Here is an 11,994-nt window from a genome sequence, read left to right on the forward strand (position 1 = left end):
CCGTTCTCCTTCCATCAGTACAAATCAATGAACCGGCTTTCCGTGCTGCCGTCCTCATACTCGATCACCACTTCAATGCCCACCTGGGAATCCTCGCTTAACTTCTCCAGATTTTCCGAGCCGATCTGTGCCGACAGGGTGTAGCTGGAGCGGTTGGCGGGATAGACGGTCTGGGACAGGCTCTTGGTCATGCCGGCCACACCCTCTGCCTTGAAAGAAGCCGTGCCGGACGCGCCGTTTTCGCTGTCCGCTTCAAAGCCGGAGCTGACCCAATAGGCAAGCCCGTCATCGGCGCGGGAGTTCCGCAGCAGGTTAAAGGGGACCATCTCCCGGATGTCATTGTTGGATACCATGCTGGTGCCTTCCAGAGAATCCGCCGCGTTGTCCCATTCACTGGCGGAACTGCCCAGGTTCTTCAGCGTGGTGGAAAGCTCCAGCACCGTGTTCCACGGCTCCTGCAGGTTGTATTCCCGGCGGACAATTCTTGTGGTGACCGAAAGCCCCAACTCCTTATCCTCCACCCGGACGTAATCTCCCAGTTCCCAGGCTTCATGCTCGTAGCCCGTCAGCACGGATAAGTCCATCGCGTTTAACACATAGGAAATGGTGGGCTTTGCGTAATCCGCCAGCCGCATCTCGGTATATTCTTTCATCTGGTAGGGATTCGTGAAAGAGGAGCAGTCCAGGGTGGAGATTCTCACCTCGTCTGTGTAGGTGAAGTCCTCCACATAGGGCCTTCCGCCGTTGATGTCCGCGAAGGTCATCCCTTCCGCGCCCACGGCGTACAACCGGGTCACAAGCTCCCTGGTGTCCACCACTCGCTGGATGGATTTCATGTTCTTCTTGTAGGCAAACAGCGCGCCGCTGTCCTTGCCGTTGACCGTCAGCAGATGCACCAGCCGGTTCGGGCAGTCAAAGACCAGGTCGCCGCCGTGGAGGTCTGCGGTATTCCGAAGGATGGACAAAGCGTTCTTCTCCGTGCTGGTCCAGGTGCGCTGTGTCCGCACCGTCACCGTACCGACGCTCCATTCCGTCCCCTCCAGGGCGTATGCCATCGCCGTTTCCGGGTACTCCGCTTCAAAGGTACGTTCCTCCTTGCGGACAGAGAAGGTCAGGTCATAGAACTCCGCCTCCGCGTACACCTCTGTGACGGCACTGCCGTCCGTATCCCTGGTGTCGGTAACTGTCCGTACCTTATACACATCATCCACGATCTGGATCTTCTTCTCACTGTCGATATACCCCCGTTTGCCGTCCCGGTAGGGGATCTTAAAGGAAAGGGTGTCCTCGCCGTTGATCTCGCTGGTCACAATGATGTCATAGGCGTTTTCCAGCACCGCCTCCCATGCCCCATTACTGTCCAGCACCACCGGACGGGCATAGCCGATCTTCTCATAGGGCGCTTTCGGGATGTCATAGAGCCGGATATCGATGAGCTTCGGTGTCCGGGAGGTGTCTGTGGTAGTCAGCGTTACCCGGAACCGGATATACGCCCGGTTGGGGGACGCCAGTTTCCCGTCCGAAGGGACTGCCGCCCAATCGCTCCATTCCTCCAGGTCATCGCTGGTGGAAGTCTCCACCAGGGAAACCGCCGTGGCACCGGAGATGTACTCGCTGGTCACAGACACACGCCCGGTGCCGGAGAGATTGCAGTCTGCCGCCGCTGTGGTCAGTACACCTTCCGAAGGGTAACCGCCGCTTGATGCCCGGAGCGTGACCGCCCCCGGCTCCGTGATGCCATCCACATCCCCGGAAGTATCGCCGCCGTTGGCGCAGAGTGAGGAAAGGAAGTAGTTTTCCAGGTCCTCTGCGGTTAGTTGGGTGTCACAGTCCAAAAACCAATCGTCCAGCCCTCCGGCGTACCAATAGGAGTCGGCGTGCATCCCCAGAATCAAATCCGCCGTGCAGGAGCGGTTCAGTTCCCCGGTAAAGGAAAGCACCTCCGACGCCCACACCGTGCCGCTGCCCCGGTCGCCCACCACATACTGCGCCGTTTTGTTATCCGGCTCGATCAGGCAGGCGATAAAGTACCAGCCGCCGTTGACCAAGGAGAAGGGCGGGTCCACCGACTCGTCCAGGATCAAAGACCCGGTATCGTCATAGAGCATGATCCTCGGATTGCCCCGGATGAGGGACAGGTAGAAGATTGGCTGCCCCGGCCCGTACCGGGTGTTAAAAATCGGGCAGTAGGTATTCCCCACGGAATAGGTGGTGGGGTTCATCCAGCCGCCGCAGACAATCCTTGCCCCAAGGCTTGCGAAAATGCTGCCATCATTGGTCACCTTCAGATAGTTCTGCTCGGAGGATGGGTTCACAATGTTCATGCGGAAGTAATTCCCCAGACGGTTTGCGGAAAGGGATGCGCTGGTGCCGCTCCAGTTATTAATGTATGCCGCCCGCCCCATGCCGGAGGAATCCAAAAGGCAGTCGTTCTCATCCGGGTCCGATTCATTGAACCGCCACAGACCGTCCTTTGCCCATTCTTCCGGGAACTCGCCGGTAAAGTCCGTCTGTTTGTTCAGTATCGTTTTCAGTGCCATTGCCGCTCACCTCCATCTGCTCCTTGCCTGGATTTCCAGCCCCGTAAATACAGCGTTTGCCGCTGCCACAGAGACTGTGTTGTCGCCCACAGAAAGCGTGGGAAAATTCAGCTCCTCCAGATAGGGCAGCCCGTTTCGCACTGTAGTACCGTTTTCATCCTCCACATAGGCGGTCATGCGGTCGGTATCCACCACCAGCGTTTCGCCCGCCGCAAGGGTGGCGTTAACGATCTTTAATTCCTGCCCGTTGGTGGTAATGCTGATATAGTTTCCAGCCCCGGAGGTAATTTCTCCCTCAATGCGGTAGATGGGATTCGACTCCATGTTCCCGGTATGACGGGTTATGGTGTGACTGCCCGCCGCCGTGACAGAAAAGTTTTCATCCTCGATGGCATAGCCAAAGGGGTCAGGGCAGAAAAAGGTCAAATCAAAACTGCCGGAGGAGCGCAGGAGCCGTTCACACTCCACCGCCGCGTTCAGTCTTGCCATGAAGTACCGGTCTGGCACATCATCCAGGACGAGCTGCTTTAAGCCGCCCACCGGGTCGAGCCACGCAGCGATATCGTCCAGCGTGGAAACCAGGGCGGAAAAACTGTGCCTGGGGAAGATACTGCAGGAGACCACAATCTCCCGGTAGTCAAAATCCGCGCCGAAATCCGTCACACCGTACTTGCCGGGGACCGTTGTAGTAAAGTTCCGCAAATTTCCGCTGACCTGCCAGGAGGTCAGCCTTGCCTTTAGGCCCATGCTCTTGGATGTGATATCGTTATACGAAAAGCCCACAGGCCGCACCTCCTTTTATGCTGTGCTGAACCGACCCTGGGCGCGGGAGCCGGTCTGGATCAGGTTGTAAAGTTCCTGGGAAATCCTGCGGATATCATCCTCGCTGCGGACGATCATCTGCTGGATGGTGATCAGGGTTCCGAAGGAAGAACCGCCCGTTCCGCCCATGCCGCCGGCCACGGTGCCCACTGTCCCGGCTGTATCAAAGGCAAAGTTTGACGGGACTGCGGACTGCATATCCGCAGCCAGGCCGTTCATCACGCCCAGGATGCCGTTGTTCAGATCCTCTGCGGCGTTGACCGCTTCACCGGCGCTGTCCTCAATGCCGCCGGCAAGGCCCCTGCCCAGCATCTCGCCCACCCAGGCCATTTCCTTCGAGGGCGAGTTGATGCCAAAGAAGCTGCAGATCCCGTCCCAGATGCCGGAAATCCAGCCGGAGACTTTGTCCCAGATCCATCCGGCAAGGCTCTGGATACCCTGCCACAGCCCCTGCACGATGTTCTTGCCGATGTTGACGATCTGCCCCATAGACAAGGTAAAGGCATTCACAATCCCCGCAATGATCTGCGGCACCGCCTTTACGATCTCCACGATGATGGTAGGTAGGTTCTGGATCAGCGAAACAAATAGCTGCACGCCTGCCTGGATGATCTGCGGGATGCTGTTTAAGATGGCGTTTACCAGCGAGGAAATAATCTGCGGGATCGCCCCCACAATGGTGGTAATGATGGTCGGCAGGTTCTGGATCAGGGAAATCAGCAGGTTCACGCCTGCGTCAATGATCTGGGGGATACTGCCGAGGATTGCCGTCACCAGCCCGTCAATAATCTGCGGAATCGCCGCCACAATGGCCGTGATGATCTCCGGCAGCGCGGAAACCAGCGAGGTCAATAGCTGTATCCCGGCATTGATGATCTGTGGAATCGCCCCCACGATAAACTCCACAATCGCCGTAATGATGGCAGGCAGGGCCGCAATCAGGACCGGGATGGCATTAAGCAGCCCCTGCGCCAGTCCCAGAATCAGCTGCAGCGCCGCGTCCAGGATCATCGGCAGGTTTTCGATCAGGGTCTGCACAATCTGGGTAACCACAAGGACAATCTGCGGAATCAGGGTAGGAACCGCCGCCGCGATGCCCTGGGCCAGCGTGACAATGATCTGCGCCGCGCCCTCCATCACAGCCGGAAGGCTCTGGATAATGCCGGAAAGCAGCGAGGTCAGCATCTGCATCCCGGTGTTTACAAACTGCGGCAGCATGGAAACCGCCGTGTTCACCAGCCCCGTAATGGCCCCGGCGAAGGCTTCATCCGCACCATCCACGCCGTTTATCATGTCGGTAAAGGCGGAGATGACTTCCGAGATTGCTGGGAGAAATTCCGCCCGGAGGCTGTTCTTCACATTGGAGATGGTTTCCCCAAGCCCTGCCAGGGTCTCGTCAAGCTGCGCCTGTCCTTCTCTGGAAGCCACCAGCGCCTCATTGTTGCGGTAAAACGCGCTGCTCGCCTCGTCATAGGCCCCGGAGAGGGTCTCCATGATGAGACGGTTTCTTTCGCTTTCACTGGAACAGGCCGCCAGCTTCTCGTTGAAGGCGTCCTCGCTGATGCCCACCCAGTTTAAGGCGTCCGCCAGGGAGCCGGTGACCTCACCCACTTTAGCGGTCTCGTTGGCGGACTCGATCATGCCCTCGATGGGGAGGGCATCGCCAAAAGTGCCGTAAACGCCTGCGGCAATGTTTGTCCACTTGGTGATGTCCTGCTCGTTTTGGGCAAGCTGTGCCAAAAGCTGTGAGGCTTCCGTTGCCGTATCCGTATCGCCAAGGATCTTGTAAAACTCGTTGTAAGACTTCTGCGCCGCTTCGCCGCTGTAGCCGGCCGCTTCAAAAGCGGTGGTCAGCTTGCCCTGGGCTACCCGGTATTCCTCCGTGGCTTCGTCCAGGTTCCAGATGGCGCTGCCAAGCTCCTTGATGCCGTTTAGCGCCGCCTGGATACCGGAGGAGATGAGGTTGCCCATCGCCACCGTAGCAACCGAAAGGCCGGAGCCTAATTTATCCGCACCGTTGGAGGCGTCCTCCAGCGAATCACCGAAATCCTCCGCCACATCCCCGGCGTCCTTCATCCGCTCCCGGTTTTCCCGAAGCTCCCCGGAAAGCTGGGAGATGCGCCCCTCCAGTTCCTTTGCCTCGCTGGAGCCTTTACCGTACTGCAGCACGGCATTGGAATAGGCACGCTTCATCCCTGCAAGCGCATCCTCCTGCCGGGCGATCTCCTGGGAGAGGCGTTCCGTAGCGTCCGCTGCGTCTGTTTCCTCTTGGGAAAAGGCTTCAATGGCCCGCTCATTATCGGAAAGTTCCCGCTCCATGCTGTTTAAGGCGGCTTCTGCGTTATTGAGCTGGATCTGCCAGTTCTGCGTGCGGCGGTCGTTCTCCCCAAAGGAGTCTGCGGCATTCCGGAGGGCAGCCCGCAGGGTTTCCACCTTGTTTTTCTGTGCTTCGATTTCCTTATTCAGCACAGTGTTCCTTGCGGAAAGCGCCTGCACGGACTTATCGTTTTTGTCAAACTGCGAGGACACCAGCTTCATCTCGGAGCCAAGCACCTTGAAGGACTGGTTGATCTCGGACAAGGCCTTTTTAAATTCCTTCTCGCCCTCAATGCCGATTTTCAGACCGAAATTATCTGCCACGGGCTGCACCTCCTCTCCTTAAATTCCATAGGGAATCACATCGTCAATGGTCAGCATCTGCTTCGGCTTTGCGATTCCCATAAACTGCTTATGACACTCCCAGAGATCCATAAGCAAACCAAACGGCATGAGCCACACCTCATCCTGCGAGAGACTCAGATGGGCCATGCCGTAATACAAAAGCCGGGTAAACAACTCCTCGTCACTTACCCGGCCACCGTGTTTTTTCCCTCCGGCTCACTTTCCACGTTCCGCTTGGTACCACGGTACATTGCCTCCATGATGGCGTCCTTGTAGTCGGTCAGCTCCATCGGGGAGGTGAGAAGCTCCACCTCATCGGCGGTCAGTTCCGGCTTTTTATCCTCTGGGTGCTTCAGGTTGTGGACGAGGATGGGCTGGTTGCACAGAAGGGTGATGAGCCACACAATCTCGTCCAGCGCCATTTCAAAATTCTCTGCTTTCATCAGCTTCTCGCCCAGGTTTTCCAGGCCGCCGTAGCGTCCGGCGATCTGCTTTGTAGCACGGGTGGTCAGAAGCATCTCATATTCCACGCCGCCGATGGTGACCATCGCTGTTCTTTCATCCATGACTCAGATCCTCCTTAACCTTCGCCGTCCAGAGAGGCCGCAGTGGTTTCCGCATAGGACGGTTCGTAGACTTCCTGGTACCAGTTGGTGATAGTCGATGCGGACACGCCAGCGTCCCCCTCGGTGACCTCGGCTTTCCAGGGGTGCTTGCCCTGGCCGTCCACCTTGTTGCGGCGCATGACCGTCCCCTCGATGGTGGGCGTGGAGAACTCAATGCTCTCGCCCTTGGTAGTCAGGTTGGTAGCAGGGATGCCGAACTTCACCTTGTACAGCCAGAAGTATCGGTACTTGCCGTTTGCTTTCTTTGCACGAAAGCCAATGGCTACAGGAGCGCCGCCGTCCTCGCTGGCGGAGATGATGACGCCGTTCTGGTCGATCACCGCTCCCGTCAGGTCAGATGCGGCGGCTGCGCCGATATCATCCACGCCAAGGGTGAGGGTGCCGCTCTGGAACTCCTTCACCACCTCCGCAGCGCCATCGTCCGCATACAGCGTTGCCTCCGCAAGCTCCACGGAAAGCTCTGCGGTCATGGCTTTCGCAAGGGATGTAGGGGTGGCATAGGTCTCGTTGCCGTCCTCGTCCTCCGTGATTTTTGAATAGAAAAGTTTATCAAGGCCAATGGTAGCCATATCTCATTCCTCCAATCTACCGGCGAGCCGCCGGGAGCAATTCGCGCACCAGCTTTTGCGCTGATTTGACTTTATCGCCCGCGCCGTTACGCCGTTCATACTTTAAAGTCCGTATAGTTTCGCCACGTCAATGGCATAGTGGTGGTAGCCGGTATCATCCTCATGCCCGATATACCGTCTGTCCGTAATGGTAAAATCAGCGGCAAGCAGGGTCTTGGAAAGCTGCTTTTTCCGCTTCAGATAATTTCCCCTGGAGAACAGGGAGAGCCGTGCTTCCTGAGTCTCATATTCCGGCAGATTATCGGCATGAAGCTCGTAGGTATCCGCAAGCGGCGTGACCACCACGTACTCCTCCGGCGGCTCATCGGAGAACACGCCAGTCTCCACAGGCAGGCCGCAGTTTGTGACTGCTGCCTTGATTTCCGAAAGTAAACTCAAATATTCTCCACCTCCTCGCCCAGCTTTGCCTTCATGGCGCTGATACAGGCGTTTTTGGATGCCGATCGGGCGGGCTTCAGAAACGGCTTTGCAGGCTGGCCGCTTTTGCCGTATTCCAGGATGGTGGCGATTTTGGCGTTGCTGTCGCCGTCAGAACGGGGTTCGGAAAAGCCCACCTTTATGTCAAAATCCCCGTTCCTGTCCTGCAGGGCGGGAGAAGTGCCAAGGGAGCGTAAAAGCTCCCCAGTGCTTCTGGAGTCATACTTTGTCCCGCTGCCAATGACAGACTGCAAATTGGAGCGCACCTTGTCCTCCACGACCTCTGCGCCTGCCTCCAGCACTTTCGGGATGATCTCATCCGTCTTATCCGCCAGCCGGGATACCTTCATCAGAAAGTCCTCCGGCATTTTCCATGTTGCTTTAGCCACCCGCTTTCACCTCCGTCCCCAGTACCTCCAGATACATCCCTCTGCCTTTGACATCCTCTACAGAAGTGATCTCGAAGGTATGCCCGTCACAGAGGATTCGCATATCCGTTGTTATTTCCACACCTGGAATGACTCGGAATCGGAACAGATCGGTGGCCGTAGAGAAGGACGCCATGTTTGCCCATTTCTCACTGCCATGCCGACCTTCCCGGTATGCCCGCACCTCTGCCACGGTCACATCTGTTTCCGTCTTGAAGCCGTCCTCATCCTGAGTAAACTGTTTCTCTACGATGGAAATGAAGGTGTTCATCTTGCCAAAGCTCATGGTCACACCTTCCAATCCCGGTCAAGCCGCAGCAGAAGATTGACTGTGTTCCACACCTGCTGTGCCGCATTGGTGTTGTCTGCGAAGAAGCCGCCTGTGGAGCCATCCCTGGACTCATAGAAATGCGATGCCAGCATGATCACCGCCTGTTCGGTAGTGGCTGGCATCGTATTTTCTGAGTAGTAGCCCTCCGGGATATGCTGGTAGCTCTCCGCATAGGAAACAGCGGCAGTGATGTAGCCCTTCAGTAGCTCATCGTCCGCCGAATGCGCCAGGATGAGATTGGCTTTGACCTTAGAAAGAAGTGCATCCATCACCGCCGCCTCCTCTCATTAGCCCGCAGACTTCTGCGCCAGCACCTTGATGGCCTCCGGCAGGATCAGCTTGCCGTCCACACGCTGGGAGGCAAGGAAGCCAACCTGGCCGGTAGCGGCATACAGTTCGTTGAGACGCTTGAAGGAACGCCCCTGGCGGTCAGCGATCCAGTAATAGCTGAAATCACCGAAGGCGATGGTCTTGGCGTCTGCGGCAATGGCAGGCATATACGCAGAGGTACGTACCGGCTTGCCAAGCAGCAGATCAGGAGCGCCTGCGGTCAGGGAAGGCTGCCAGAGGTACTGACCCTGGTTGTCCTTCAGCTTGCGGATAGCCTTGATAGTGGAATCGTTCAGCACCCACACAGCGTTTCTGCGGTAAGGGGCTTTCAGGGAGTAGAACAGGTCGATCAGCTCATCGGCAGTGATCGCCGTAGCGGATGCAGCAGTCACACCGACTTCTGCACCTCCGGTCTCTGCCAGCACACCGAGGGGTTTGCCAGTACCGTCTCCGGTGAAGAAGGACTCCTCTTCCTTGGCACCGATACGGCGGGCAAACTCACGGGAGATGTAGCTCTCCAGGTCAAAGACGCTGTCGTTGAGCAGTTCCTCGGAAACCTTGATCATGGTGCCCAGCTTGTAAGCACCGATAGACACCTGCCCGAAGGAATCATCGCTCTCCAGGTATGCGCCCTCCTCATCGATCCAGGACGCAGTGCCCTTGGTGGCTACCACGGGGATCTTGCGGTCACCGCTGGAGGTCTGGATGATCTTCGCCAGCTGACGGAAGATGTTCTCTTCCTCCAGAGCTTCTACCAGAGTACGCTCATACTCGTCAGGAACCAGATACCCACCCTCGGAATCGGTGCCGATCTGCAGGGCGTTCATCACGGTGGGCATAGGAGTCTTAGAGCGCATCATGTTCCAAAAGTTCTGGAGGTACTCATCCGTGGCACGGCCGGTCTTGGCAGTTTCCTTGCCGTTCATGGGCTTGCCGGTGAGGGGCTTGTTTACCGGGCGGTTCAGCTCCGCATCCAGCGCCTCCTGACGCTCCAGACGGGCGATCTCCTTGCCCAGGTCGGTAATTTCCTGCTCCATGCGGGAGTAGGTGGCATCGTCCTCAGCGGACAGAGTGCCCTTGTCGGTACGATGGGAATCCAGGAATGCCTTGGTGGCCTCCCAGGCTTTGGCGCGCTTTTCGCGCAGTTCAAGAATAGTCATAGTCGTTATCCTCCTTAAAATTTCATCAAATTAAGCCGCTCGTAGAGACTATCCACGGAGCGGCCCTGGGGTTTGGGGTCTTCAGTTTTCTTCGGGTTGGTCTTGCACTTCGCTGCAATCTTATCCATGAGGGAATTGACCACAGCGGCTTTGGAATACAGCATGGACACCGCAGGCGGCTCCATATCCTCCGGCACTTCGGAGCGTTTCATGACTTCATCTGCAAAGCCAAGTTCTATTGCCTTGCTCGCGTCCATCCAGGTTTCGGCATCCATGAGATGAGAGAGACGTGCGCGGGAGAGACCGGTCTTGATCTCATAGGCATTGATGATGGAATCTTTCACGCTCCCAAGCATCTCGATGGCTTTCTGCATCTCTGCGGTATCGCCCATTGCCACGGTCATAGGGTTGTGGATCATCATCATGGATACCGGAGATACCAGTACGCGGGTACCAGCCATAGCGATCACGCTTGCCGCAGATGCCGCAATGCCATCAATCTTGACCGTGACATTGCCCTTGTAGTCCATCAGCATATTGTAGATTTGTGCCGCTGCCACGCAGTCGCCGCCGGGGCTGTTGATCCAGACGGTGATGTCGCCGGAGCCTGCCATCAGTTCTTCTTTGAAAAGCTGGGGCGTGATATCATCGTCAAACCAGCTTTCCTCGGCGATGGTGCCGTTCAGGAACAGCGTTCTCTCCACTGTTTCCGTCTGATTCTCCTGATTCGTCACCGTCCTGTTCTTCCACTTCCAGAACTTCTTCATCGGGGTTTTCCTCCTTTCCGTCATCGTTCGGTTGTGTATCTGCAAAAGCTCCGGCGTTGCCAAGCGGGAGCATATTGCCGTTGATAAGGTAAAGATCGCCGCCATCCTCGGCAGGGATGCGGTCCATATTCTCCAGTTCCCGGATGTCGTTGGCGCTCATCCAGCCGTTCTGCCTTGCCGTAGCATAGCCGTTCATGCGGCTGGCATAATCCCCTCGGAGCAGACCTTCCACATTGAACTTGGTAAAATACTGTTTCTTTTCCTCTGCGGAAAAGAGCGTCCGCTGGATGGACTGCTCCCAGCGCACCAGCCAGGGCTCCAGCGTGTATTTCACGAACTCCAGCGACTGCTGCTCAATATTGGAGAAGCTGGACTTTTCCAGGTCGCCAACCATATGGGGCGGTACTCGGAAAATACGGGCGATCTCGTTGATCTGGAACTTTCTCGTTTCCAAAAACTGCGCCTGTTCCGGGGAGATGCCAATGGGCGTATATTTCATACCTTCCTCTAAGACAGCGATCTTGTTGGCGTTGCCGCTGCCGCCGAAGGTGGACTGCCAGCTTTCCCGGACACGCTGTGGGTCTTTGATGGTTCCCGGATGCTCCAGCACCCCACCAGGAGCAGCACCGTTGGCAAAGAATTTTGCCCCATATTCTTCACAGGCAATGGCCATGCCGATGGCGTTTTTCGCCATAGCGATAGGGGAATAGCCCACCAGCCCATCAAATCCAAGCCCTGGGATATGCAGCACGTCCGAGGGCTTCAGCCGCACGACTGTGCCCTTGACTGTGGGCGCATCGTCCGTGCTGAACGTGTATTCGTAGTAGAGTTTGCCGTCCCTGTCACGGTCTACCGTCATCCTGTCCGGCATCAGCGGATAAAGGGCAATGACCTCACCTTTACCGTTGCGGATGATCTGGGCGTAGGCATTACCCCACAGCAATAGGTGGGTCATGAGCGTTTCCCGGAACACGAAAGAACTCATCTCCGGGTTCGGCTCATCGTGGAGAAGCAGATACAGCGGGTGGTCGATGGCCTTTTCCTTGCCGCCATCCTCTTTGTAGCGGTAGAGGTGGAGCGGCAGTCCCGCCACAGCCTCCGCCAGGATACGGACGCAGGAATAAACTGCTGTCATCTGCATGGCGGAGCGTTCATTGACACGCTTGCCCGCCGAGCTATTGCCAAAGAAAAAGCTGTAGGCGCTGCCCGTGGTGCGATTCTGGGGCTTATCCCGGGAACGGAAAAGCCCTGAAAAGATACCCATATGTGATCACCGTCCTTCC

At 56.9% G+C, this 11,994-nt stretch carries 12 protein-coding genes; all 12 read right to left on the reverse strand.

The annotated features are described in order from the left end of the window. Positions 1–14: 14 nt before the first annotated feature. On the reverse strand, positions 15–2,540 hold the full coding sequence (locus tag BN3911_RS09390) for a phage tail spike protein (protein WP_066864643.1): 2,526 nt from the start codon (positions 2,538–2,540) through the stop codon (positions 15–17). Between the two features lie 6 nt (positions 2,541–2,546). Next, a complete protein-coding gene (locus tag BN3911_RS09395) occupies positions 2,547–3,323 on the reverse strand; it encodes a distal tail protein Dit (RefSeq protein ID WP_066864646.1) in 777 nt (258 codons plus the stop codon). Positions 3,324–3,338: 15 nt separating this feature from the next. Next, positions 3,339–6,002: a phage tail protein gene (locus tag BN3911_RS09400; RefSeq protein WP_066864649.1), complete on the reverse strand. Its 2,664-nt coding sequence runs from the start codon at positions 6,000–6,002 to the stop codon at positions 3,339–3,341. Between the two features lie 206 nt (positions 6,003–6,208). Continuing rightward, the gene (locus BN3911_RS09405; RefSeq protein ID WP_066864652.1) at positions 6,209–6,589 is read right to left on the reverse strand and encodes a hypothetical protein; all 381 of its coding nucleotides are present in this window, start codon (positions 6,587–6,589) and stop codon (positions 6,209–6,211) included. Between the two features lie 14 nt (positions 6,590–6,603). Further along, positions 6,604–7,218: a major tail protein gene (locus BN3911_RS09410; RefSeq protein ID WP_066864655.1), complete on the reverse strand. Its 615-nt coding sequence runs from the start codon at positions 7,216–7,218 to the stop codon at positions 6,604–6,606. 102 nt (positions 7,219–7,320) lie between these two features. Next, positions 7,321–7,656 carry a hypothetical protein gene (locus BN3911_RS09415; protein WP_066864658.1) on the reverse strand — a complete coding sequence of 112 codons (336 nt, stop codon included), beginning with the start codon at positions 7,654–7,656 and terminating at the stop codon, positions 7,321–7,323. Continuing rightward, positions 7,653–8,084, reverse strand: a complete 432-nt coding sequence (locus tag BN3911_RS09420) for an HK97-gp10 family putative phage morphogenesis protein (protein ID WP_066864661.1) — start codon at positions 8,082–8,084, stop codon at positions 7,653–7,655. Before BN3911_RS09420 ends, BN3911_RS09415 begins: the two co-directional genes overlap by 4 nt. Continuing rightward, positions 8,077–8,409: a phage head closure protein gene (locus BN3911_RS09425; RefSeq protein WP_066864664.1), complete on the reverse strand. Its 333-nt coding sequence runs from the start codon at positions 8,407–8,409 to the stop codon at positions 8,077–8,079. Before BN3911_RS09425 ends, BN3911_RS09420 begins: the two co-directional genes overlap by 8 nt. A 2-nt stretch (positions 8,410–8,411) precedes the next feature. After that, positions 8,412–8,723: a head-tail connector protein gene (locus BN3911_RS09430; protein WP_066864667.1), complete on the reverse strand. Its 312-nt coding sequence runs from the start codon at positions 8,721–8,723 to the stop codon at positions 8,412–8,414. A gap of 18 nt (positions 8,724–8,741) precedes the next feature. Continuing rightward, the gene (locus BN3911_RS09435; protein WP_066864670.1) at positions 8,742–9,944 is read right to left on the reverse strand and encodes a phage major capsid protein; all 1,203 of its coding nucleotides are present in this window, start codon (positions 9,942–9,944) and stop codon (positions 8,742–8,744) included. 14 nt (positions 9,945–9,958) lie between these two features. Next, a complete protein-coding gene (locus BN3911_RS09440; RefSeq protein ID WP_147578573.1) occupies positions 9,959–10,711 on the reverse strand; it encodes a head maturation protease, ClpP-related in 753 nt (250 codons plus the stop codon). Beyond that, positions 10,596–11,975, reverse strand: a complete 1,380-nt coding sequence (locus tag BN3911_RS09445; RefSeq protein ID WP_009320807.1) for a phage portal protein — start codon at positions 11,973–11,975, stop codon at positions 10,596–10,598. Before BN3911_RS09445 ends, BN3911_RS09440 begins: the two co-directional genes overlap by 116 nt. Between the last annotated feature and the right edge of the window lie 19 nt (positions 11,976–11,994).

Origin of the sequence: Neglectibacter timonensis, from assembly GCF_900048895.1 — a bacterium.
Taxonomy (GTDB): Bacteria; Bacillota; Clostridia; order Oscillospirales; family Acutalibacteraceae; genus Acutalibacter; species Acutalibacter timonensis.